General features: G+C 56.0%; 21 protein-coding genes and 1 pseudogene. 12 read left to right on the top strand and 10 right to left on the bottom strand.

The genetic code is table 11. The annotated features are described in order from the left end of the window. Positions 1-23: 23 nt before the first annotated feature. The 4 genes and pseudogenes from hemH to trpB all read left to right on the top strand — a co-directional run bounded on the left by hemH (position 24) and on the right by trpB (position 4,335). Positions 24-1,067 carry a ferrochelatase gene (hemH, locus tag GR138_RS28470; protein ID WP_246200802.1) on the top strand — a complete coding sequence of 348 codons (1,044 nt, stop codon included), beginning with the start codon at positions 24-26 and terminating at the stop codon, positions 1,065-1,067. Positions 1,068-1,276: 209 nt separating this feature from the next. Then, positions 1,277-2,218 (top strand): protein-methionine-sulfoxide reductase catalytic subunit MsrP, encoded by a 942-nt coding sequence (msrP, locus tag GR138_RS28465; protein WP_160862641.1) that lies wholly within the window; start codon positions 1,277-1,279, stop codon positions 2,216-2,218. Beyond that, positions 2,218-2,841: pseudogene (msrQ, locus tag GR138_RS28460) on the top strand (protein-methionine-sulfoxide reductase heme-binding subunit MsrQ). Before msrP ends, msrQ begins: the two are co-directional and overlap by 1 nt. A gap of 267 nt (positions 2,842-3,108) precedes the next feature. After that, the gene (trpB, locus tag GR138_RS28455) at positions 3,109-4,335 is read left to right on the top strand and encodes a tryptophan synthase subunit beta (RefSeq protein WP_160862640.1); all 1,227 of its coding nucleotides are present in this window, start codon (positions 3,109-3,111) and stop codon (positions 4,333-4,335) included. 81 nt (positions 4,336-4,416) lie between these two features. Here trpB and GR138_RS28450 read toward each other — a convergent pair whose 3' ends face one another. Both GR138_RS28450 and GR138_RS28445 read right to left on the bottom strand, forming a co-directional pair. Beyond that, positions 4,417-6,834: a YbcC family protein gene (locus GR138_RS28450; protein ID WP_160862639.1), complete on the bottom strand. Its 2,418-nt coding sequence runs from the start codon at positions 6,832-6,834 to the stop codon at positions 4,417-4,419. Between the two features lie 4 nt (positions 6,835-6,838). Then, positions 6,839-8,422, bottom strand: coding sequence for a proton-conducting transporter transmembrane domain-containing protein (locus GR138_RS28445; RefSeq protein ID WP_160862638.1), 1,584 nt, complete (start codon positions 8,420-8,422; stop codon positions 6,839-6,841). Positions 8,423-8,539: 117 nt separating this feature from the next. On the opposite strand from GR138_RS28445, the gene GR138_RS28440 reads away from it, so the two are divergent. The 5 genes from GR138_RS28440 (at position 8,540) to GR138_RS28420 (ending at position 12,253) form a co-directional block, all read left to right on the top strand. Continuing rightward, positions 8,540-9,457 carry a LysR family transcriptional regulator gene (locus GR138_RS28440; protein WP_160862637.1) on the top strand — a complete coding sequence of 306 codons (918 nt, stop codon included), beginning with the start codon at positions 8,540-8,542 and terminating at the stop codon, positions 9,455-9,457. Between the two features lie 73 nt (positions 9,458-9,530). Further along, positions 9,531-10,448: a DUF6671 family protein gene (locus GR138_RS28435; protein WP_160862636.1), complete on the top strand. Its 918-nt coding sequence runs from the start codon at positions 9,531-9,533 to the stop codon at positions 10,446-10,448. Positions 10,449-10,722: 274 nt separating this feature from the next. Further along, positions 10,723-11,193: a fasciclin domain-containing protein gene (locus tag GR138_RS28430; protein WP_160862635.1), complete on the top strand. Its 471-nt coding sequence runs from the start codon at positions 10,723-10,725 to the stop codon at positions 11,191-11,193. 174 nt (positions 11,194-11,367) lie between these two features. Next, the gene (locus GR138_RS28425; protein WP_160862634.1) at positions 11,368-11,562 is read left to right on the top strand and encodes a hypothetical protein; all 195 of its coding nucleotides are present in this window, start codon (positions 11,368-11,370) and stop codon (positions 11,560-11,562) included. 163 nt (positions 11,563-11,725) lie between these two features. Continuing rightward, entirely contained in the window at positions 11,726-12,253 is a 528-nt protein-coding gene (locus GR138_RS28420) for a lipocalin family protein (RefSeq protein WP_160862633.1), read from the top strand. Between the two features lie 36 nt (positions 12,254-12,289). On the opposite strand, the gene GR138_RS28415 is transcribed toward GR138_RS28420, so the two are convergent. The 5 genes from GR138_RS28415 to GR138_RS28395 form a co-directional block, all read right to left on the bottom strand. Next, on the bottom strand, positions 12,290-13,837 hold the full coding sequence (locus tag GR138_RS28415) for a cryptochrome/photolyase family protein (protein ID WP_160862632.1): 1,548 nt from the start codon (positions 13,835-13,837) through the stop codon (positions 12,290-12,292). A gap of 47 nt (positions 13,838-13,884) precedes the next feature. After that, positions 13,885-14,592, bottom strand: coding sequence for an SDR family NAD(P)-dependent oxidoreductase (locus GR138_RS28410; RefSeq protein WP_246200800.1), 708 nt, complete (start codon positions 14,590-14,592; stop codon positions 13,885-13,887). A 38-nt stretch (positions 14,593-14,630) separates the two neighbouring features. Next, on the bottom strand, positions 14,631-15,239 hold the full coding sequence (gene folE, locus GR138_RS28405) for a GTP cyclohydrolase I FolE (RefSeq protein WP_160862631.1): 609 nt from the start codon (positions 15,237-15,239) through the stop codon (positions 14,631-14,633). Positions 15,240-16,002: 763 nt separating this feature from the next. Continuing rightward, positions 16,003-16,986, bottom strand: a complete 984-nt coding sequence (locus GR138_RS28400; protein WP_160862657.1) for a TerC/Alx family metal homeostasis membrane protein — start codon at positions 16,984-16,986, stop codon at positions 16,003-16,005. Positions 16,987-17,375: 389 nt separating this feature from the next. Then, entirely contained in the window at positions 17,376-17,594 is a 219-nt protein-coding gene (locus GR138_RS28395) for a YdcH family protein (protein WP_160862630.1), read from the bottom strand. Between the two features lie 99 nt (positions 17,595-17,693). Between GR138_RS28395 and GR138_RS28390 the strand changes: the two genes are divergently transcribed. Continuing rightward, positions 17,694-18,605 (top strand): LysR substrate-binding domain-containing protein, encoded by a 912-nt coding sequence (locus tag GR138_RS28390; RefSeq protein ID WP_160862629.1) that lies wholly within the window; start codon positions 17,694-17,696, stop codon positions 18,603-18,605. A 455-nt stretch (positions 18,606-19,060) separates the two neighbouring features. Here the strand turns inward: GR138_RS28390 and GR138_RS28385 are convergent, their stop codons facing one another. The 3 genes from GR138_RS28385 to GR138_RS28375 all read right to left on the bottom strand — a co-directional run bounded on the left by GR138_RS28385 (position 19,061) and on the right by GR138_RS28375 (position 20,334). Beyond that, on the bottom strand, positions 19,061-19,360 hold the full coding sequence (locus GR138_RS28385; RefSeq protein WP_160862628.1) for a DUF982 domain-containing protein: 300 nt from the start codon (positions 19,358-19,360) through the stop codon (positions 19,061-19,063). Between the two features lie 73 nt (positions 19,361-19,433). Beyond that, positions 19,434-19,910, bottom strand: a complete 477-nt coding sequence (locus tag GR138_RS28380; RefSeq protein WP_160862627.1) for an Hsp20 family protein — start codon at positions 19,908-19,910, stop codon at positions 19,434-19,436. Positions 19,911-20,061: 151 nt separating this feature from the next. Further along, the gene (locus GR138_RS28375; protein ID WP_160862656.1) at positions 20,062-20,334 is read right to left on the bottom strand and encodes an usg protein; all 273 of its coding nucleotides are present in this window, start codon (positions 20,332-20,334) and stop codon (positions 20,062-20,064) included. A gap of 282 nt (positions 20,335-20,616) precedes the next feature. Here GR138_RS28375 and GR138_RS28370 point away from each other — a divergent pair, with 282 nt between their 5' ends. Together GR138_RS28370 and groL are read left to right on the top strand one after the other, a co-directional pair. After that, positions 20,617-20,931 (top strand): co-chaperone GroES, encoded by a 315-nt coding sequence (locus tag GR138_RS28370; protein ID WP_160862626.1) that lies wholly within the window; start codon positions 20,617-20,619, stop codon positions 20,929-20,931. Between the two features lie 53 nt (positions 20,932-20,984). Beyond that, positions 20,985-22,613, top strand: a complete 1,629-nt coding sequence (gene groL / locus GR138_RS28365) for a chaperonin GroEL (protein WP_160862625.1) — start codon at positions 20,985-20,987, stop codon at positions 22,611-22,613. The last annotated feature ends 256 nt before the right edge of the window (positions 22,614-22,869 follow it).

The raw sequence follows: 22,869 nt of genomic DNA, 5'->3' as shown, positions 1-22,869 counted from the left end.
AATTGGCACAAAAAAGAATGCGATTGACATCCCCAAAAATCGAACACAGCCATCCGCCCGTCAAGCACGGCAAGGTCGGCGTTCTGCTCGTCAACCTCGGCACGCCCGGCGCCACGGATTACACGTCCATGCGGCGCTACCTGAAGGAATTCCTGATGGACAAGCGCGTCATCGAGTGGCCGCGCATCGCCTGGTATCCGATCCTCTTCGGCATCGTGCTCAACACCCGCCCCGGCAAGGTCGGCAAGGCCTATGAGACGATCTGGAACAAGGAAAAGAACGAGAGCTTCCTGCGCACATATACACGTAGCCAGGCCGAGCTGATGGCTGAAGCCCTAAAGGACCATGCCAACGTCATCGTCGACTGGGCCATGCGCTACGGCCAGCCCTCCATCGCCTCGCGAATGGAATACCTGCAGAAGGCAGGCTGCGAACGCATTCTCGTCTTCCCGCTCTACCCGCAATATGCGGCGGCAACGACGGCAACCGTCAACGACAAGGCCTTCGAGACACTGCTCAAGATGCGCTGGCAGCCGGCGCTGCGCACCGTGCCGCCCTATCATGACGACCCGGCCTATATCGACGCGCTCGCCGTCTCCATCGAGAAGCATCTTGCGACGCTCGACTGGCAGCCGGAAAAGGTACTGACCTCCTTCCACGGCATTCCGAAAAGCTATTTCGAGAAGGGTGACCCTTACTATTGCCAATGCCAGAAGACCGCGCGCCTGCTGCGCGAACGCCTCGGCTGGTCGAGCGACAGGCTCGTGGTCACCTTCCAGTCCCGCTTCGGGCCGGAGGAATGGTTGCAGCCCTACACCGGCAAGACCGTGGAAAAGCTGGCGCAGGAAGGTGTCAAACGTATCGCCGTGCTAAATCCCGGGTTCGTTTCCGACTGCCTGGAAACACTGGAAGAGATCGCCGAGGAGGCTGCCGACAGCTTCCTGCACAACGGCGGCGAAAAGTTCGCGCACATCCCCTGCCTGAACGATTCGCCGGAAGGCATGAAAGTGCTGGAGAAGATCGTTAGGCGGGAGCTTTCCGGTTGGGTGAACCCCAAGGCGCCATAGTAGGTCTTAAGTTACTGCCTGCCGGGAATTCCTTCGGAATAGACCCTGTATCGCTCTGTTTCTTTCGGTCTAAGCGGCAAGACGGACGTAAACGATCGCGTGCCCATCACGGCCCCGACACGAAAATTTGCTCGCTGTAGTCGCGTCTTGATTTCAAACTCTGAGGCTGAGGAATTAGCAAGCATGCACAAACAACAAGGGTGAGCACAATGTCCCTCTATCGCCCGCCACGAATCGCAGCCTCGGAAATCACCCCGCAAAGCTATTTCTTTAGTCGTCGCTCGTTTCTGGTAGCTGCCGCCGGCGGCGCGCTCGCAGCCGCCGGCACACCAGCCTTCGCCGAAGCCCTGACGGCATCGAAGACCGGTTACACGGTCGACGAGACGCTGACGCCCGAAAACGACGTCACCAGCTACAACAATTTCTACGAATTCGGTCTGGGAAAGGGCGATCCCGCGGCAAACTCCAAAAATTTAAAACCGACACCCTGGACGGTGAAGGTGGACGGGTTGGTCGGCAAGCCGAAGGAATTCGGCCTCGAGGAGCTGCTGGCCATGCCGCTGGAGGACCGGGTCTATCGCATGCGCTGCGTCGAGGCCTGGTCAATGGTCGTTCCTTGGGTGGGCTTTCCGCTCTCCGCCCTGCTCGACAAGGTGGAGCCGCTTGGGGATGCCAAATACGTCGCCTTCGAGACGGTGGTGCGGCCGGAGGAGATGCCGGGGCAATCGGGCTACTTCCAATCGCTGCCCTGGCCCTATGTCGAAGGCCTGCGACTCGACGAGGCTCGCCATCCGCTCGCCATCCTCGCCGTCGGCGTCTATGGCAAGACGCTGCCCAACCAAAATGGCGCACCGATCCGCCTCGTCGTTCCCTGGAAATACGGTTTCAAGGGCATCAAGTCGATCGTTAAGATCACGTTGACCGACAAGCAGCCGCCCTCCACCTGGAACATCTCCGCGCCGAACGAATACGGCTTCTATGCCAACGTCAATCCGGAGGTGGATCACCCGCGCTGGAGTCAGGCCAGCGAGAACCGTATCAGCGAAGGCGGCTTCTTCGGCGCGAACCGCCGGCCGACCCTGCCCTTCAACGGCTATGCCGAGGAGGTCGCCGGCCTCTATAGCGGCATGGATCTCAGGGCGAACTACTGATGCTGCCCGCCCTGCCCCGTAAATACCATGCCACCTCGATCTGGCTGCTTTATGCCGTCGGTTTCCTACCCGCGGCCTACGACTTCTGGCTCGGCGCGACAGGGCGCCTGCCGGGCAATCCGGTGAAGGCATTCGAGCACCTGCTGGGGCTCTGGGCGTTGCGCTTCCTTGTCGCCACGCTGGCGATCACGCCGCTGCGCGATCTCTTCGGCATCAACTGGATCCGCTACTGACGGGCGCTCGGCTTGCTGGCCTTCTGGTACGTGCTGATGCACTTCCTGACCTATATGGTGCTCGACCAGTACCTGAATTTCACGGCCATCCTCGTCGATATCCCCAGGCGCCCCTTCATCACCATCGGAATGGCCGCTTTCGTGACGCTCATCCCGCTGGCGCTCACCTCCAACAACTGGTCGATCCGCCGGCTCGGGCCGCGCTGGGTAAAACTGCACAAGCTTGTCTATATCATCGCCGCAGCCGGAGCGCTGCACTTCGCCATGTCGGTGAAGGTCGTGAGGCTGGAACCATGGATCTACATCGCGCTGGTGACGCTATTTCTGGCTTGGCGCGCGGTGCGGCGGAACTGGCGCAACCATAATAGGGCATACCCTCGACCTACGTAGTGCGCGTATCGCCCGATATGCGCTACGAGTTGCTTTCAGTTATGCCGGATGCACGGCACAACAAGCATGCCACTATAGCCAACGGGCGGGCAGAAATAGCCCGCAGGCAACCGCGAAAATAAGGCGGTTCCAACTGCACTCACATTTTACAAACAATCCGAAGTCGTGCTCAGAGCCTCAAAGCGATTGGCTTCGACGCTTATTTCTCCGGATTTGCGATCCACATGGCGCGTTGAATCGTAAGATGGTTCGATTGGAGAAATTGACATGGAAACATATAAAGCCCGAATGCCGGACGTGGATGGTTTCTTCGGTACATTCGGCGGACGGTTCGTAGCCGAGACGCTGATGCCTCTCCTCCTGGAGCTGGATGCAAAATGGCAGGAAGCTAAAGCGGATTCGTCCTTCTGGGCGCGCTTTGAGCTGTTGTGTCGACACTACGTTGGTCGGCCAAGCCCTTTGTATCTGGCGGAGCGCTTGTCTGCCTCGATAGGTGGTGCGCGTATTTATTTAAAGCGCGACGAACTCAACCACACTGGCTCCCATAAGATAAACAACTGCGTCGGGCAAATCTTGATGGCGCTCCGAATGGGAAAGACACGAATCATAGCTGAAACCGGCGCAGGACAGCATGGCGTTGCAACTGCAACAGTTGCAGCACGGTTCGGTCTCAAATGTGTAATTTACATGGGATCAAAGGACATAGAACGGCAGGCGCCAAACGTATTCAGGATGCGCCTTCTTGGGGCCGAAGTGCACGCAGTGTCTTCGGGGAACGGAACCCTGAAGGACGCTATGAACGAAGCGCTTCGCGATTGGGTTTCGAACATAGATGACACGTATTATCTCATCGGGACCGTCGCTGGCCCCCATCCGTATCCCGAAATGGTTCGGTCTCTCCAGGCTGTCATCGGCCATGAAGTGCGACGGCAAATAGTTGAATATGAGGGAAGACTTCCGGATCTTCTGGTGGCAGCCGTTGGTGGAGGCTCCAATTCAATCGGACTGTTTCATGCCTTCCTCGATGAGTCAGAAGTATCGATGCTTGGTGTGGAAGCCGGCGGCCGTGGTATAGAGAGCGGAGATCACTGCGCGTCGTTGTCAACGGGCCAGCCTGGCGTCTTACATGGAAATCGAACCTACCTTCTGCAAAATGACGACGGGCAAATTAGAGAGGGTCATTCAATTTCGGCAGGGCTTGATTATCCCGGCGTTGGTCCAGAGCATGCATGGTTGAAAGAAACCGGCAGAGTTTCATATACCTCGGCCACAGACACCGAGGCGCTGAGCGCGTTCCGGCTTCTTGCGGTGGAGGAAGGCATAATTCCAGCTCTCGAGCCGTCGCACGCATTGGCTGCTACGCTAAAGATTGCTCCTCTCATGCCGAAGGAGGCCATTGTCATCCTCAATCTCTGCGGCCGTGGTGACAAGGATATTTTCGCGGTTTCGGAATTCTTCGATGCGGATGCAAAGCGAGTGAACGAGCCGTGCTAGCTGGAGCATAAAAGGAGGATGAGGTGCTCTCGCATTCATTACCCGCCACCAGTGGAGAGCGCCTCATCATATTTCCTAAGTTCATCTTCGTATCGCACACGTGGGTGCCATGGTATTGTTCATGTGCTGAAATGGTTCCCAGATCAAACCGTTAGTGTAGCGCCACGCCATATGACCTTTCTCGTCAAGAGCAAACAGATTTAGCCAGCCGTTATCGAACAGTGCGCGAACCTGGTTATGTTGGGTCAAGATTGCGGTGATCGCATCCCTGGGCGCCTCCACGGCAACCGTCAGCCGTTGAGGCTCGTGAATGAAATGTTCTCCATCATGCACACATTGCCAAGGAAGGCCCGCGCGTAAATTGCCACCGTTACCCTCGACGACTCCGATGCCGCCAACGACATTGTGAAGTAACTTGTTGCCAGCCCCGAAGAGAACCGGCGCGACCGACGAACCAAAGTATTGCAGACTAATCCAGCTCGCGACAACAACAGGTGCGGTCAGGATGAGCTCAAGAATTTTATAGTCCTCATCCTTGCGCCAGACGTAATCATGGAGAAAGACCTGTCCATCCAAGGACCGACCGGAGGTTCGGAAACGCGGTGCAGCGATGAAAGCTCGGCAGCCAGCAAGTCCTAACTCGGGCCAAACTTCCGCCCAGTCCTGACTACGCCTGATGACGTTGTCTGCCGTCGCTCGTGGCAGACGTTTCGACCGTTCGGCTCGCGCTAACCGTCCGGCATCGACGAGCCAATGACGAATGCGAACGATGTCCCCGCGTGCAATGCCATCTCCGAGATCATGATCGAACAGAGTTACAGTGTCAGTCGTTGTGTCGTGTAGCGCACCAAGGAAAATGGTGTTAGAAGGAATGTTGATCCCTTTCATAGATAGCTTCTCACGCACTGGCTGCTCGTTTAGCAGGCTCGCCAGCAAACGCGCGTTGACGTCACCTGCATACCCGCCACAAGCTCCGCAATGTAGTGCGCTAGCGTAGGGATTATTGGCTACGTTTGCACCATGGCCAACAACAAGTACGCAGCGCCCAAAGCCCTCCGTGAGCGACATGGCCTTCAACACCATCTCGGCCATACTTGCCCGCGTAGTCAAATCGAGGCTTGGGCTAAAGCGCGGCATGGCGACGTCTGCGCGCTTACTTTTGCCGAAACCGAGACCATCGCGCACGAGTTTACCAGCATAAACCGGCCCCATCGCCTCAACGAAAGCAAAAGAGGAGACCGCCGCGAGCTTGAATCGACCCCAGGCACGCGTTCCTCGCGCGCTCAGCCGTGTCCGCACATCGGTCTCTCCTCTTTGATCCACCGCGCTACAGGTGAAAACGGAAGGGTTCAGGAGAACTGGCAGACGTTGTTCGGGAACGTCGGACGCGAAACCCTTATGGCTGATACCGAGACCGAAGAAACCGGCAAAGCCTATCGTGCGGATTCCTGGATCCAAGCTTTCGAGGGATCGCCGGAAAACCTCAGAACGCACGTCGATGCAGAATGCCGCCTGCAGCACCGGCTGCACTTCAGTAACATTGGCGGGTTTTGGTTCGGCAAGTGTACAGGCGAGCTTACGTTGGCCTGAGCGCTCGGCAGCTGACAAGAGAATGCCGTCGATCGCCGTGTCGAATTCTACCGAGACTGGCGCCCTATGGGTCCGCCGCACCTTTACCCATTCCGTATCGATGGCCGACCTGTGGCAAATGTAGAGCGCCTCTTCGAAGATCAGCCGCACAGCGAGCAATTCAAGCGCGGTCGTATCATCCCTGCCCTCCAACTCTGCCTTGAATTGGATGTGTCGTGCCAACTGGACCCATCCGCCAAGCGTTAGCAGAAGCTGATGAAAATAAGTACCGGGCTCGGCGCCGAGACCAAGCGTAACGGATGCTCGTTCAATGGCTGCTTGTGGGGTTTCGGGCGCGTCGGTGACATAGAAGCAAAAGTTCTTTAGACCGTGGATTTCCGTCGTCAAATCGTGGGTCGCAAATTCCCGCCAAGCGGCATAGAGACCATTGCGACGGGATGCAGCCCAAAGGGCTTGACCTTCATCGAAGAAGCCGGAGGCGAAAGAACCGATGCGGTCACAAACCAGTGAGGGCCAATCCGTGCCCGTGGCTTGTGCCGCGAGTTCTGAGATAGTTGGCAAAGGCGCGAGATGCTGCGGCTCAGCGGCAGCGGCAATCTTAAGTTCACGCAAGTCTATCCGATTAAAAAGTACACTAGCGTCAAGGGCGGCGATAAGATCTTCGTCCGCGATCTCACCATTGGCAATCTTGGCCGAATAGTGCTTACGGGGTAGTGCGAGCCGTATGCCGCCAATTCGAGCGAGCCGAGCTGCCGTGTGATCGAAGCGCTCGTTCACCTGCCCGAGAAAGGGATTGACGGCTATGGACGTTGTCAGCGGCCAGGCTGGTGGAACAGCCCCTACCGCCTCGTTTGCTGCTCGTACCAGTGCTTCGCCATGCAAGGTTTCGACTTTTCCTACATCGGCCATGGATTCACTCCTTTACGAAGTCAGACGTCGGCGACACCGATCGTGTAATAGTCCAGCCGCCAAGCAGGCGGTCGAAGAGCGCATTCACATAGAGGCCATTGGCAAGATGAACCCTGAAGCCGGCCGCTGCCGGATGATAGGCCCATAGCGGGAACAGAGACTGAGCCAACGCCACCAAGCCAAAGGTGGCGACAGCGAGCAACATAAGCGTCCATTCGAGTGGGCCGGGCTGCGGTGTTGTCGGCAACGTGCCGTTCAGCAGATTGTCCGACATCCACTGCAGGGCGAAGTAGGCTGTGGCTGCCGCTATGGAATATAGGGTGGTCCGCCACGTCAGCGCTCGTGGTGCGGCATCTGCTAGACCTTGAGCAATGAGATAAGCTACCCCGAATATGAGCATCGCGCCGAGAGCCATCGCCTGCGGCGGCTTGTCCACGATTCCAAAGATCACCCCAAACACAGCGTAAATAAAGAAGGCCAAAAGGAAAGCGCGACCGACCGCGCCTAGGTTTGGAATTGTAACCGGGCCTGGACGCGGGATGGCAGAGACCGTTTCGACGGCGCAGCCAGAAGAAAGAAAGGCGTGCGCTTTATAGAGGGAGTGAGCGATGATGTGGAGGAGTGCGATGGGGAAAAGCGCAAGGCCGCATTGCAGGATCATGAAACCCATCTGCGCCACAGTAGACCAAGCCAGTGAAGTCTTCACCGCAGATTGCGTAAGCATGACGAGGCTGCCGAAAAGCGCTGTGAACCCACCCACGATGACCAATATGGCCAGCACCAATGGAGCGTGCAACATAACGTCGGCAAGCCGTATGAGCAGAAAGCCTCCGGCGTTTACAACGCCGGCATGCAGCAGGGCGGAAACCGGCGTTGGCGTCTCCATGACTTCGGTCAGCCAGCCATGGGTCGGAAACTGCGCCGACTTGAGGAGGGCCGAGATCGCCAGAAAGGCTGCGGCAGCACTCGTCAGCGGCGTGCCATCCCCGTCACGCGCGATGGCAAGGATCGTCGCGATATCGCCTGTCTTCAAATCAATCGACAAGAGGACCGCAGCGCAAATAAGGGCCGCGTCGCCAGTGCGTGAGATGATGAATTTCTTGCGCGCGGCACGCTGCGCCGCGGGGCGTTGCGGATAAAAAAGCAGAAGTTTGTGGAGCAGCAGACTAGATGTGATCCACCCCATGACAAGTTGCAAAAGCGTGCCTGCTTGAACCAACAAGAGGACGGCAGCGATGGTCGCAGCCATCCAGCCTGTGAAGGCGCCCTGGCGCCGTTCTCCGTCCAGGAAATTGCCAGCATAACGCAGCACTATCCAACCAATGAAAGATACGAGCGACAGCATCAGGACACTGACCAGATCGAGGCGCGAGGAGAATGCAAAGTAATAGTACCCGATTGCCAGACCTGTTGTAGGTCCATTCAAGGCGAGCACGATGCCTGACAGGATCGCAACAACAATCGAGGCAAGAGCCGTTAATTCAGCTATGCGCACGGCCAGACGAGGCCGAAGGCTGGACGCCGTAAAACAATAGAAGGAAGCACCCGCAAGGATCAGCGGCGCTACCAAGGGAAGACTCGTGATCATAAAGGTCTCCATGCACATTCGACACTTGGCAAAGCGTCGATACGAGGCGTTGTTATCACCCGGCTAGAGATGAAAAAAATTCATTGTTTTCACGAAATCGTTCTATAAATTAGAATGATGTCAGAGTTGAACTATCATCACCTTCGCTACTTTCGTGCCGTCGCACACGATGGAAATCTAACGCGTACGGCTGAACGGCTGAACCTCTCTCAGTCGGCTCTTTCCACACAGATAAAGCAGCTGGAAGGGCGCTTGGGCCATGCCCTTTTCGAGCGCCGCGGACGGCAGTTATTTCTAACAGAAGCGGGGCGTATCGCGCTCGATCATGCGGACGCGATCTTCGCCTCAGGGCAGGAACTCGTTGAGACGTTGAAAGAAACCGGCAGGACCCGCCGTGCCATCCGGATAGGCGCGCTTGCGACACTCTCTCGCAATTTCCAGATTGAGTTCTTGCGACCGATTCTCGGGCGCCCAGACGTTGATATGATACTACGCTCAGGTAGTACAAGCGAGTTGCTTGGCGCGCTTGAAGCACTGAGTCTTGACATCGTATTGCTGAATCAAGCCCCGATGACCGATTCCGTCACACCATTTATCACCCAGCAAATCTATCAACAGCGAGTGAGCTTAGTGGGCAAAATACCTTACACTAAATCTCGTGCTAGCCTTGTGGATCTCTTCACCGACCACCCCGTCGTTCTGCCGTCGCTCGAAAGTGGGGTTCGCTCGCAATTTGACGCTCTCGTAGCACGACTTGGAATCACACCTCAGATTGCTGCAGAAGTGGACGATATGGCGATGATGCGCGTCCTCGCTCTGGAAGGAGCCGGTCTTGCCGTTCTTCCTCCTATCGTTGTCAAGGGTGAACTGGAGACCGGCAAGCTCATCGAGTACGACGCCCTTCCGGGCATGGTCGAGACATTTTACGCTATAACCGTGAAACGTCGTTTCCCAAATCCGCTCGTATCATTTCTGCTAAAACCCTCCAAAGCCGCAGCGACTGCAGAAAACCCATTCATTAAAGAGAATAAATAGATCGAAACAATGAATTTTTAGAGCTCCAGTTCGCGCGCTATAGAGAATAGTGCGATCGGTTGGAGAAGCTGAAATGAATATTTCTGATCTATCTCGCAAACAATGGACGCTCGGCCACGCAGAATCCAGGGATTCGAGCCTTTCGTCATCAATTTACTTCAAGTTACCAAGGCAGGTTGCGCTTGGAACCATGCACGGAAAGGAGGCAGCGCTTTCGCCCTCCTTTGCCGATATAGATGTTCATCTGGCGGTTCCTCGCGATCTCAACACGGATAGGTTCGGAACATTCACCAGCGAAGTGAAGCGAGCGGGCACCATACTCGACGCCGCTCGAGCAAAAGCAAAAGCGGCGGCCGCGTTAAGCGGCCTGCCGATCGGCATCGCAAGTGAAGGCTCCTACAGTCCACACCCATTCATTCCGCTCATTCCGATCGGTCGGGAGCTTATCTTATGGCTCGATATCCGATCCGGGGTCGAGATCGTCGATATGATCATCGATGAGTCTCCGAATTTTGCCCATATTGACGTGGAAGACGTTAACGAAGCGGACAAATTTTTGAACTCGATTGAGTATCCTCAGTATGCTTTAATTGTGAGTGTCGTCGGCACAGACGTGGTGACCGCAAAGGGCATAAGAGATGCTGCGGCTTTGAGCGAGGCGGTCATAACAGCCGTTACACAATCACCCTGCAGCTTGGCGCGCATCCAGACAGACATGCGAGCGCACATGAACCCTCGACGCATGTCCGTCATTGCCAAGCTAGGCAAGCGCTTTGTCAAACGCCTAATGACCGCCTGTCCCCAGTGCGACCATCCCGGATGGGGCTGGGTTGGAACAGCGGCGGGGCTATGCTGCAGCGAATGTAATTCGCAAACGCAATTGCCGTCTCATGATGTTATGGGTTGCGCCGCTTGCGGCCATGAGCAGTTAGTTGAAAGGTCAAATGGCGAGCGCGCTTCCCCGACATTCTGCTCAGCATGCAACCCGTAATGCCACTTAAAGATTTTGACCGATGGTCGCATCATGCCCGAAACTGCTTCAGCACACTGCGCTACGCCGCGGGCACGAGGAGGCGCGATGGCTTCGGCGCGTCTTCAGGCCTACGAAAGTTGTCGCACCGGACTGTTCCCGTACTTCCCTTCAGAAAGAGTATTGGAATTTCTGGACCCAAGCCATCTTCACTGATCCGATTTCTATAAGTGCTCGTACATGAAGGTGTTCAAAAACCGCGTATGGCACGCGAGAGAGACGGAAGGAACGCATAATGAAGAGATTTTTTCTTGCATCCACACTCGCCCTTTCCTCCGCAGCGTATGGCGCTCACGCAGCTGACATTGTCGACACCGCGCAGGCAAACGGTCAGTTCAAGACCCTTGTGGCAGCGGTAACAGCAGCAGGCCTTGTCGACACCCTTAAAGGCGCCGGTCCTTTCACTGTTTTTGCACCGACTGACGATGCCTTTGCGGCTCTCCCGGCTGGAACCGTTGAGGACCTTCTGAAGCCGGAAAACAAGGACAAGCTATCCAAAATTCTCACCTACCATGTTGTTTCCGGCAAGGTGATGTCAAAAGATCTCAAAGACGACATGAAGGCAGCAACAGTTAACGGCGCTGAGCTTTCCGTTGATTTGGAAAATGGCGTTACTGTCAACGAGGCAAAAGTCGTGAATGCGGATGTAGTAGCCGACGATGGCGTTATTCACGTGATTGACAAGGTCCTCATGCCCCCGATGTGAGGTAGTAATGGCGCCTCGCATTATAGATACGAACTCTGCTTATGCGGGGTGCCACCATTTACATTGTACTTTTAACTTCAATAAAACGGCTTCTATAAATATTTCTCCATAGGATATGCCAAAACTTGTCGATACTGCAGTAAAATAAATCATCGTAAGGCGTTGGAGACAATAATGTCTAGCGAAACTAAGATTAACATCATCTATGATGTTGTCGGAAAAGGAGTATTCGTCGAATTCAACGGCCGCTCGCACTATCTTCAGGGGCCATTTACAGACAAGAAAAAAGCGATAGAAGCCGTGATGTTATTTTGCAAATCATCAGGCTGGCCTTCGGATTCGGAAAATCGTGAGATGCGTGACGATTGATGAAACTTGGAATGCAACCTTCTTGGTTGTCAGTGAGATTAGGCGTTTACAGTGCTAATACTGTCATCTTTTTCCAATCTTCAGATGAATATCACGAATACATTCTACAACAACAATTACTTACTGCGCTAGGAAGATCATAACCTGTAATAGGGAGGGTTTTATGAAACGGGTCACGCTCACGATCGGGACTGCTCTGTTGGCAGCGTTCCTGTTAGGCGTTGCTGGAACTGCATCTGGGGCGCCCCAGGTCGTCAAAGTCGGCCCAGATCACTACAGCGGCACCTGGCTGGAGATCGGTCGCACACCCATGTTCATGACGGACGGATGCGTCGCGGGTTACTCGACCTACCGGCAAGGCAAAGCACCCGACGAGGTCTTGGTTGAGGACGGTTGCCGGATGGAGCCGCCGGACGGCCGCCTCAAGACGGTTCGCGGAAACGGCAAGATCGAGGACTTCGGGTCGACGAATGCGAAGATGCGCGTTCGATACCCGTTGCTGATCACGTTCAATTACTGGGTGCTCTACAAATCACCTGACAAATCCTGGTTCATCAGCGCCAATCCATCCACGACGGACCTTTGGATCTATGCCCGTGCCGTTCCCTCCAAGACGAAGCTCCAGCGCATGATAAGGAAAGCGAGCGAACTCGGATATGACGTGCGCAAGCTGGAGTTTCCGCCTCAATGATACGTACCGGATGAATCGCTGGAGGATGAAGCCCTTTCAAACCCGTTCACCATCGTCCAGCTTCTGCAGAAACTTGGATGCGCTGTTCCGATACGCCTTCCTTTTTTCCAGGCTCATACGACCCCAAGAGGAGTAAATCTGGGCGAGACGATGGTTTTTGGAGAGGCTATCAGCGTTTCGAACGATGAAATCCCAATACAGGGCATTGAATGGACAGGCGTCCTTTCCGCTCTTCTTCGAAACGTCGTATCGGCATCCGCCGCAGTAGTTCGACATACGTGCGATGTAGGCGCCGCTCGCGGCATACGGCTTGGACGACATGAAGCCGCCGTCTGCAAACTGACTCATGCCAATGACGTTGGGCAATTCCACCCATTCGAAAGCGTCGGCATAGACGGCCAGATACCATTCGTGGACAGCATAGGGGTCCAGGCCCGCCAGCATCGAGAAGTTCCCAACGACCATCAGGCGCTGGATGTGGTGCGCATATGCGTGCTTTATCGTCTGCGTAATGACGGATGAAACACAGGCCATGTCGGTTTCGCCGGTCCAAAAGAAATCCGGAAGGGGTCGTTTTGCTTCGAAAATGTTGCTCTTCTCGTAGCCTGGCATCTTCAGCCAATAGATTCCACGGATGTATTCGCGCCACCCGATGATTTGTCGAATAAACCCCTCGACCGAATTGAGCGGCGCGTGTCCCTCCCTATAGGCACGTTCGCCCATCCGACATATCTCTAAAGGATCCAGCAAGCCGATATTGATGTAGAAGGACAAGAGCGCGTGGTTGAGGAATGGTTCCTCTTTCAGCATTGCGTCTTGCGTTTTGCCGAAATCGGGAAGGAAGTCTCGAACGAAGGCATCCGCCGCTTTTTGTGCATCGGAGCGGGTCACGGCAAAGGAGAACTGGGCCGTCGACCCCATGTTACGTGGAAACCTGCGCTCGACGAGGTCGAGGACATCCCGCGTCACCGCGTCCGGCGGGAAGCGTGGATGCGTTGGACGGAAAAGGTCTGCCTGTGCGGGCTTGCGATTGTCTGCGTCAAAGTTCCACCGTCCGCCTTCCGGATCCTTTCCATTCATGAGGAGACCGGTGCGGCGGCGCATGTCGCGGTAAAAATATTCCATCGTCAGCGCGCGGCGGCTTTGTGTCCATGTCTGAAAGTCCTGTTTGGACACCAGAAACCGGGTGTCTGGGCGAATTTCCACTGGCAAGCCAAACGCAGATTTCCAAGGTTTCATGGCTTGAAGAACGCGCCATTCGGACGCTTCGGTTACGATTATGCGCTTTGGCGATATTGCCGCGACGGTGCGGGCGAGTTCTCCGGTGAACGAACCCGTGTTGTCTACATCGTCCAGATGGACATATCGGACGTCGAAGCCTTTTTCGCGAAGCTCGATGGCGAAATGCCGCATGGCCGAGAAGATCAGCGCCATCTTCAATTTGTGATGATGTGCATAGGTGGCTTCCTCTATCACCTCGCACATCAAGATGATGTCCCGCCCGGGATCGGCAGCTTCAAGGCTCGAAAGCGACCACGTCAGCTGATCGCCGAGTATGAATATGAGATTGCGGACAGTGCTCATGGGAGGCGACTTTGCAAACCGTGTGGATATGGAGCACCCATCTACGGCTACCAGGCGATGGCGGTTCCGTCATAGGCGAAGAACCCGCCCGTACGGTCCGGCGTCAGACCGTCGAGCATCTCCAGGATGCGGCGCGCTGCATCATTGGGCTCGAAACGCTTGTGTCCCGACGCGAATGGCGCGGACAGGTCCGTTTTAACGGTGCCCGGATGCACGGTGACGAGCAAGGATGAGGGGTTCGTCCGGTTCACTTCAATCGCGGCGGTGTGAACGATCTGATTGAGAGCGGCCTTGGACGAACGATAGGAAATCCATCCTCCGAGCGCATTATCACCAATGGAGCCCACGCGCGCCGACAAAACTGCGAAGATCACGCGCTTTCGTCGCGCGAGCAACGGAACAAAATGCTTGAGTATCAAAGCATGTCCTATGGCATTGAGCGCAAATTGCGCCATCATTAAGTGCTGTGAAATTTGACGAAGCGACTTCTCTGGTCCGAGCCCATTGATGGTCAGTGCGCCTGTAGCACAGACGATAAGATCGAATGCCTCCGACTTCATCCTGTCGGCGGCGCGCAGCACAGAATCTTCGTCGGTAACATCGAAAGCGTCATCTCTACGCGAAAGGCATACGACCTTGCCGCAGCCGGCATCCATCTCCAACTGCCAGCGAAACGCCTGACCTATTCCGCCGCTCGCCCCAAGGACCAAGGCGGAGTACCCGTGAGATAATGATCGCATCAGCGTTTCGGTCATTTCACGCTCTTTAGGTTGCAACAGTCACCGTAAGCGTTTCATGTCCGCGCCAGCATCATGAAGCGCGCTTGCCGCTCCGCCGACACATCGAACTGGCCGGTGAACACGGTGGTCAACGTCTTGGCGCCTTCCTTGCGGATGCCTCGCATCGCCATGCACATGTGCTCAGCCTCGATCATCACTGCAACACCCTGCGGCCGGAGGCATTCATCCAGAGCCTTTGCGATCTGCGCGGTCATGGTTTCCTGGGTTTGAAGCCGGCGGGCATAAAGTTCTACGAGCCGAGCCAGCTTTGAAAGCCCGACCACGCACCTGTCCGGAATATAGGCTATATGGGCGATCCCGTGAAACGGCACCATGTGGTGCTCGCAATGGGAATGAAACCCGATGTCCCTCACAAGGACCATGTCCTTGTAACCAGCTACCTCTGAGAACGTTTTGGAAAGAACATCCTCCGGCACCACCTCGTAGCCGGAAAACAGCTCGCGATACGCCTTCGCAACCCGATTCGGCGTTTCAAGCAAGCCTTCCCGGTTGGGATCGTCTCCGGCCCAACGAAGAAGAGTCCGCACTGCTTCTTCCGCTTCCTCTTGAGTCGGACGATATGCCGCTGACAAACGGCAGCCCTGGTTGGCGACAGCATCCATTGAAATTCTCCATATACATCTCTCCCGTTTTACGCGGATTGGGCTGTTTCGGATCAATGCGTGGACGTACATCTGCGTGGATCTGAGGCTCTCAATCCACGGAATGGCGAAGGCCCTCGTCAAAAACTTCAATCGCGATTGCGTCTCGGCAACCCCCTTGCCAGACGCCATGATCGCACAACGGCCAACCAGTGAACCATCGATCGGATTTAATCCGGCTATTCATCTGTCGCAGCCCCGACTGAAGCGGCACATATGCTTGAAGAAGAAGCAGTTTTTCACCGAAAGCGTAGATCACTTTGAACTCAAAAACCGCGTGAAGCTCCAGCAACAATCAAAAGTTTGTGCATGGCGCGATGCCACACCGCGGATTTCGCCGTCAGGGAGCAGCGCGCATCATCTCCGTTGCGTGTACGCTGCATACGGATCAAGGCCCGCTCGCAGCTGAGGCATTCAGCGCTCGGATCACGCTTGAGCAGACGGGGTCTTTCCAACCAAGCAAATCCTCTAGACATGTAAAGCAACCCGAGACATGGATCGCCGTCGTCGCGACCCAACCCCAGTCGCTAGAGGCGCGCTCAAGCAGCGTCGGTCATTGCGACGCGATGCGGCTTAAGCGTTTGACGGTCGCCACGGGTTGGCGTGCTGCCTGCACCTCCTCCACAGTTTCGGCCTGCAGCGATCGATAGCTAAGGATGCGACCAGGCTTGCGAAAATATGAGAGATCATTGGGGCTTTCTCTTAGCTTTTGATAAAACGATGGTTAAGCAGGATGCGTGTCGTCGCGTGTTTTGACGAGGCTCCAGAACACGCCCGCCGCGATGATAGCGAAGGTAATCCCGAGCGAGAGAGCGGCGGGAAATTTCTCGAGGCCAAGCAGATCTGCGACAAAAATCTTTGAGCCGATGAACACGAGCACGATGGCAAGGGCCGGCTTCAGATATTTAAATCGATGGATCATGGCTGCCAGCGCGAAGTAGAGAGCGCGAAGTCCCAGGATCGCAAAGATGTTCGAGGTGTAGACGATGAACGGGTCTGTAGTGATCGTGAAGATCGCAGGAACCGAGTCGACTGCAAAGACGATATCGGCGAGTTCGACCATGACCAAAGCTAGGAACAGCGGTGTGACAAACCACCTCAAGCGGCCGGTTAGTGGATCCTGTTTCTCCACGAAGAAGGCCTGACCGTGATGCCCTTCAGTGACGTTTAGCCGCTGGCGAAGGAAGGAAATGATGGGATTGCCAGCCAGCTCCGGCTCTTTATCGCCGATCCAGAGCATTTTGACGCCTGTGATGATCAGGAAGGCGGCGAAGACATAGAGCACCCAGGAGAACTGAGAGACGAGTGTTGCACCCACTCCGATCATGATCGCGCGAAGCACGATCACACCCAAAATGCCCCAAAACAGCACGCGATGCTGGTAGATCCGGGGAACGGCAAAGAACGAAAAGATCAGCGCGATGACAAACACATTGTCGAGCGCCAGGGTCTTTTCCACCACGAAACCTGTGAGATAGTTCATCCCCGATTCAGGACCGAGCTGCCACCAGATAAATCCTCCGAAGGCTAGGCCGAGCGAAACGTAGACGGATGAGAGAAGCAGACTTTCCCTGACCTCGATCTCGCGGTTTTCGCGGTGGAGAACGCCCAAGTCAAAAATCAGGAGTGCAAGCACGATACCGAGGAACCCTAGCCACATCCAGGCGGGTTTTCCCAACCAATCAGCGAAAAGTAACGTTAACTCCACGTGAGAAACTCCAGCCGGCGATCCGGTTTTATTGAAGTCCGACATCACGAAAAGACCGGCATCTTTCGTCAGAGGGGCCCGGACAGCGATAGGAAATTGAGGGGCGATAGGTCCGCTGCTGGGACGAACAAAAGTGTATTGCTTCGCTCGGCGAGTTGACCTTGCCTTTCGCCGAATTTCCAGCTCTTCTCTGATGTGACCCACGCATCGCAGCGATCAACTGCGATCGTCTGGTCAGGACATGGTAGTCTTGCTCGCCACGACTGAGCGGGTCCCAATTCGCTTTTTGAGCGCTCGGTAGCCACTGACGAGCTTGTGAAGAGCGTCGTTAGCCTCTAAAGATCTGTGATCTTGTCGACTGATGTGTTTGTACATTGTCATCCCTTCCTCTAGAGCTTGAACGATCTTCGTTTGGCGACAGGGATGAGGACCGGCATGCTCTGGCGGTTATGACGCTCGATGAGCTCGATCTGCTCCCGGAAACGCAGCTTCAATTTCTTAAGCGCGCTCAAGCGGAGGCCATCTGGTGCTGGCCGCGACTGTTCGTCGTCGATACGAGACTGGACATGCGCCTTGCGGCTACGAAGTGACTTCAAGAACTGGTCCATTTGATTTTCCTTTCGTTGACCACACAAATATCGGGCATTCTCTGCCATAGTTCCAATTCATTGTTGCAATTCCACCGATAGTTCATAACTATCGGAAAGATGGCCTACCGACCTACTCTTCGCCAACTGGAATATATCGTCGCGCTCGATAACTTGCGGCACTTCGGGAAAGCCGCGAAACACTGCCATGTCTCGCAGCCGACTCTGTCCGTTCAGGTTGGATTGGTGGAGAAGTCCCTTGGCGTCACGCTCTTTGAGCGCACACCGAGCAGCGTCATCACCACACCGATTGGATCCGAGATCGCGCGAGGCGCTCGACTGGCGCTTGCGTCGGTCGACGACATAGTCGACAGAGCGGTCGGCGATACGGAAAATCTAGGCGGAGTGATGCGGCTCGCGACAGCGCCGACGTTCGGTCCTTATTTTCTTCCGCATTTTCTTCCTGGCCTTCATCGCAAGTTTCCAAGTCTCAAAATCTACATTAGAGAAGACCGCCCGGTCGACATTGAAGACGCCGTGGCGACGGGTGCGCTGGACTGCGGTCTTGGACCGGCGCCCGAGAGATCGGGTTTAAAGTTTCGACGCATTGGGAACGAGAAACTATTCTTAGGCGTGCCCGCAGACCACCCACTTTCGGATAAGCGGTCGGTTGGGATTTCTGATCTTGTCGATGAAACGCTTTTGGCACTCGGCAGTGGTCACAGACTCATGGAAAACGTGCACCATCTGGCAGCAGCTTCGGGCGCCATTGTTGTTGACGACTACGAAGGCACAAGCCTTGATTCCATTCGTCAAATGGTCTCGATCGGAATGGGATGTTCGCTCTTCCCAGAGCTTTACGCACGCGCCGAGTTTAGAAAGGAGGACGATGTGAAGTTGCTGTCAATCGACGATTGGAGCGAGCGGCGTGAGGTGGGATTTTATTGGCGAGAAAGCAGTGGGCGTCAAACGCACTACGAGACGTTGGCAAACGAGGCGGATGAGGTTTCGAAAAACGTTGGGATTGCCTGAGCATAGTGTATTAACCGCGAGCTACGACGCTCCCGCCAACATAGTTCGCGAGATCAATGAAAGACGAATTGCGATCGTGTCCCATAGAGTAGTATAGCTGGATTTCATGGCCGTCGATGATTGCGGGTAGGGTCTAGTTGCTCATGAGCAAGCTGATCAACAACATCGAAGACTGACGACATGATGAACCTGCCATCACTCGATGAGAAGGGCGCCGACGCTGATTTGCGGCGCTAGATCATCGGCTTCGCGATCGGGGTTTGGAGATACCGACGGGCACCATCGTCCTGCGCATTTCGAACCTTCGTACCGGCGGCTATCTCCCGAGCTTACTCGGCCCGCCGGGTTGCCGAAAAAAGACCTAACGGCGGTCACTCAAGAGTCCTACATTCAAGGGCTTCGACCCGATCCGTTGATGCCCCGTTAACGCCATGGGCATGTCCGGCATCCACACCTCACCGAATATGGGAATCGCGGTCACGTCGTCGTCGGTGCGCGATGACAGGGTCACCCGAGGGTACCAAGAGGTCATGTTTATCGGCAAATGCAGCATAAAGACCGCGAGCGATCTCGACCTCCACCTCCCCTCGCAGAGCTGCGCGACATGCGTTCAGCGCTAGAGTGTATGACGCGTCCTTGTTCAGGTGCGGCCACTCGACCAGATGCCTATAAGCCTCGGCCGCGGTCTGGATTTCCATTGGAAATCCAAGACCAATCAATATCTGGACAGGTCTCGTAAACACATCGGGTTTCATGATTTCCTCCTTCCCAACCCGTTATGCCGTGGGGCGCCGCTCCACCGGCGCCCCCGTTGGCAATCCATAACAATTACGCGGCCTTCTGACCCTCGATCTGCGCGGGAGAATCCAGCTTGCCGAGCGCAGGCGCGCTTCCGATGGAGATTTTGCGCGGCTTCATCTCCTCCGGAACCTCGCGGACAAGTCCGATCGTGAGAAGACCGTTGCTCAAGTCTGCACTGTCTACTCTGACATGGTCCGCGAGCTCGAAGCGATGCTCGAATGGCCGGGACGCGATGCCGCGGTGGAGGTAGCCCTCCGCAGGCGCATCCTGTTTCCTGCCGGTCACAGTGAGCAGGTTCGACTGAAAGGTTATGTCGAGATCGTCTCGCGAGAATCCAGCGACAGCAATCGCAATTCGATAGCTGTCATCGCCGGTCTTGGCGATATCGTAAGGCGGCCAGTCGCTGACTGAGCGCGCACGCTGCGCGTTTTCCAGCAAGTTGAACACACGGTCAAAGCCGATGCTCGACCGAAAGAGCGGCGCATAATCATAGGATGTTGCCATAACCATATCCTCCTTGAAGCAACATGGGTACGGGGCGCCGAAAGACGGCGCTCCCAGCTAGGCCAGCCCTGATCCAGCGGCTGGTGGCAAACGATCTGGTTTTTCCTCAACTGACTTTCAAGGACATGATGCGGAATTTTTTGCGGCCAGTTCAGTGCAGCCTGAACTCGCCTTCGACACGCCGCCAGTCGTTGGCGCCAACGAGCCGCCTGTGGGTGTACCGCACCGAATGCAACGGCCCATCCAGCGACGTCCGCCAGAAGTCCAGAAATTTGTGCATTTCGGGAAAGTCCGGGGCGAGATCGTAGTCCTGCCAGACATAGGTCTGGAGAACGGATTCGAAGTCGGGAATGCGATAAAGGATATGCGCAGTTGTCAGGCCGTAGCCTTGGAGCTGGCGCTCCAGATCTGATGCAAACCGCATGCTTTGATCTCCGTTGTTCGCCCCCGGAATGATGCCGCCATCGTTCACGATCATCAACAAATTTCATCGTTCAACTTCGATTTTCTCGTAGTATTACAGTATGTTAGCAGCCACTTCTGACGAGTGCTGATTTTTTTCGGCCAACCTCTTGAAATGGAAAAATCGACAATCCAGATTTTTGCGCGCAGGGCGCTCATGAGAGGTCCTGTACCCGCCCGGACCGGTCATCCGGTCCGGCTCCGGGTGAACATCGTCATCACTGTTTGTCCATTGGAGGAAAACATGTCGTTCCGACCGCTTCACGATCGCATTCTCGTTCGCAGGGTTGAATCGGATGAAAAGACCAAGGGCGGGATCATCATTCCCGATACCGCCAAGGAAAAACCGCAAGAGGGCGAGGTGATCGCCGTCGGCCCGGGCGCGCGCAACGACGCCGGGCAGATCCAGCCGCTCGACGTAAAGGTCGGCGACTACATCCTCTTCGGCAAATGGTCTGGCACGGAGATCAAGATCGCCGGCGAGGATCTGCTGATCATGAAGGAAAGCGATGTCATGGGCATCCTCGAAGGCCGAGCCGAACAGAAGAAGGCGGCCTGAGCGACCCCACCCATCCAACCAGTCACATAGCTGCCTATTGAGGAGTTAAAGAAATGGCTGCCAAAGACGTCAAGTTCAGCACCGACGCCCGTGAACGCATGCTGCGTGGGGTCGATGTGCTCGCAAATGCTGTGAAAGTAACCCTTGGGCCCAAGGGGCGCAATGTCGTGATCGACAAGTCCTACGGCGCGCCGCGCATCACCAAGGACGGGGTGTCAGTCGCCAAGGAAATCGAGCTTGAGGACAAGTTCGAGAACATGGGCGCGCAGATGCTGCGCGAGGTCGCCTCGAAAACCAACGATCTCGCTGGCGATGGCACGACGACCGCAACCGTGCTCGCCCAGGCCATTGTCAAGGAAGGCGCCAAGGCGGTTGCTTCCGGTATGAACCCCATGGACCTGAAGCGCGGCATCGATCTCGCCGTCGATGCCGTGGTGAAGGATCTCAAGAAGAATGCGCGCAAGATCACCAGCAACGCGGAGATCGCGCAGGTCGGAACCATTTCCGCGAACGGCGATGAGGAAATCGGCCGTTATCTCGCGCAAGCCATGGAAAAAGTCGGCAACGAAGGTGTCATCACGGTCGAGGAGGCAAAGACCGCCGACACGGAACTCGAAGTGGTCGAAGGCATGCAGTTCGATCGCGGCTACCTCAGCCCGTATTTTGTGACCAACCAGGACAAAATGCGTGTGGAGCTCGAAGAGCCCTACATTCTGATCCACGAGAAAAAGCTGTCGAACCTGCAGGCAATGCTTCCCGTGCTGGAAGCGGTCGTCCAGTCGGGCAAACCGCTGTTGATCATCGCGGAGGATGTGGAAGGTGAAGCTCTCGCGACGCTCGTCGTCAACAAGCTCCGCGGCGGCCTGAAGATTGCGGCGGTCAAGGCCCCTGGTTTTGGCGATCGTCGCAAGGCAATGCTCGAAGACATCGCCATTCTGACCGGCGGGACTGTCGTGTCGGAAGACCTCGGCATCAAACTGGAAAACGTCACCTTGAATATGCTTGGCCGTGCCAAGAAGGTCGCCATCGAGAAGGAGAATACCACCATCATCGATGGTGTCGGCTCCAAGGCGGAGATCGACGGACGCGTTGCCCAGATCCGTGCGCAAATTGAAGAGACGACCTCGGACTACGACCGGGAGAAGCTGCAGGAGCGGCTTGCCAAGCTGGCAGGCGGCGTTGCCGTCATCCGCGTTGGCGGCTCGACGGAGGTCGAGGTGAAGGAGAAGAAGGATCGCGTCGATGACGCACTGCACGCCACCCGCGCGGCTGTCGAAGAGGGCATCCTGCCCGGCGGCGGCGTCGCGCTGTTGCGGGCTGTAAAGGCTCTCGACAACATCCAGGTGGCCAATCAGGACCAGCGGGTCGGTATCGATATCATCCGCCGGGCCATTGAGGCGCCGGTTCGGCAGATCGCCGAAAACGCCGGCGCGGAAGGCTCAGTCATCGTCGGCAAGCTGCGCGAGAAGGCCGATCTTTCGTTCGGCTGGAACGCACAAACCGGTGAGTACGGAGACCTCTACGCTCAGGGCGTAATCGACCCGGCGAAGGTTGTCCGAACCGCGCTTCAGGATGCTGCTTCCGTTGCAGGCCTGCTCGTAACGACGGAGGCGATGATCGCCGAGAAGCCCAAAAAGGAAACCGCTCCTGCCGTCCCCGGTGGCGCAGGCATGGATTTCTAAGCGACACACCGCTGGTCCGTCTTGCACAAGGGCGGACCAGTCCCGGCATTTTTACACTGCATGTTCACTCAAGATAGAATTCGGCGATAGCGTGTATGCGACCACCTCGGCTTCCCAGTAGCCGAACATGCGTTCGGCGGCCTTCTTCCAGCGCACGATCGTGCCTGAAAGATATTACCGATGATCGCCTCGAAGGAGAACTCTACGATGGCGCGAGGCGTTCTGTGCTGTGTTCATCCATGCCGACCTCTTGGCT

This window comes from Shinella kummerowiae, assembly GCF_009827055.1.
In the GTDB taxonomy this organism is placed as follows: Bacteria; Pseudomonadota; Alphaproteobacteria; order Rhizobiales; family Rhizobiaceae; genus Shinella; species Shinella kummerowiae.
Note: the sequence above shows the minus strand (reverse complement) of the source record. Positions and strands in the feature narration are given on the sequence as shown.

Excerpts from the sequence above, each read along its gene's own strand:
- trpB (WP_160862640.1), top strand. The coding sequence starts at position 3,109 with ATGGAAACATATAAAGCCCGAATGCCGGACGTGGATGGTTTCTTCGGT.
- GR138_RS28420 (WP_160862633.1), top strand. The coding sequence starts at position 11,726 with ATGAAACGGGTCACGCTCACGATCGGGACTGCTCTGTTGGCAGCGTTC.
- GR138_RS28425 (WP_160862634.1), top strand. The coding sequence starts at position 11,368 with ATGTCTAGCGAAACTAAGATTAACATCATCTATGATGTTGTCGGAAAA.
- GR138_RS28410 (WP_246200800.1), bottom strand. The coding sequence starts at position 14,592 with ATGACCGAAACGCTGATGCGATCATTATCTCACGGGTACTCCGCCTTG.
- GR138_RS28390 (WP_160862629.1), top strand. The coding sequence starts at position 17,694 with ATGGCCTACCGACCTACTCTTCGCCAACTGGAATATATCGTCGCGCTC.
- msrP (WP_160862641.1), top strand. The coding sequence starts at position 1,277 with ATGTCCCTCTATCGCCCGCCACGAATCGCAGCCTCGGAAATCACCCCG.
- GR138_RS28395 (WP_160862630.1), bottom strand. The coding sequence starts at position 17,594 with ATGGACCAGTTCTTGAAGTCACTTCGTAGCCGCAAGGCGCATGTCCAG.
- GR138_RS28450 (WP_160862639.1), bottom strand. The coding sequence starts at position 6,834 with ATGGCCGATGTAGGAAAAGTCGAAACCTTGCATGGCGAAGCACTGGTA.
- GR138_RS28435 (WP_160862636.1), top strand. The coding sequence starts at position 9,531 with ATGAATATTTCTGATCTATCTCGCAAACAATGGACGCTCGGCCACGCA.
- GR138_RS28385 (WP_160862628.1), bottom strand. The coding sequence starts at position 19,360 with ATGAAACCCGATGTGTTTACGAGACCTGTCCAGATATTGATTGGTCTT.
- GR138_RS28440 (WP_160862637.1), top strand. The coding sequence starts at position 8,540 with ATGTCAGAGTTGAACTATCATCACCTTCGCTACTTTCGTGCCGTCGCA.
- GR138_RS28370 (WP_160862626.1), top strand. The coding sequence starts at position 20,617 with ATGTCGTTCCGACCGCTTCACGATCGCATTCTCGTTCGCAGGGTTGAA.
- folE (WP_160862631.1), bottom strand. The coding sequence starts at position 15,239 with ATGGATGCTGTCGCCAACCAGGGCTGCCGTTTGTCAGCGGCATATCGT.
- GR138_RS28430 (WP_160862635.1), top strand. The coding sequence starts at position 10,723 with ATGAAGAGATTTTTTCTTGCATCCACACTCGCCCTTTCCTCCGCAGCG.
- GR138_RS28415 (WP_160862632.1), bottom strand. The coding sequence starts at position 13,837 with ATGAGCACTGTCCGCAATCTCATATTCATACTCGGCGATCAGCTGACG.
- GR138_RS28375 (WP_160862656.1), bottom strand. The coding sequence starts at position 20,334 with ATGCGGTTTGCATCAGATCTGGAGCGCCAGCTCCAAGGCTACGGCCTG.
- groL (WP_160862625.1), top strand. The coding sequence starts at position 20,985 with ATGGCTGCCAAAGACGTCAAGTTCAGCACCGACGCCCGTGAACGCATG.
- GR138_RS28445 (WP_160862638.1), bottom strand. The coding sequence starts at position 8,422 with ATGATCACGAGTCTTCCCTTGGTAGCGCCGCTGATCCTTGCGGGTGCT.
- GR138_RS28380 (WP_160862627.1), bottom strand. The coding sequence starts at position 19,910 with ATGGCAACATCCTATGATTATGCGCCGCTCTTTCGGTCGAGCATCGGC.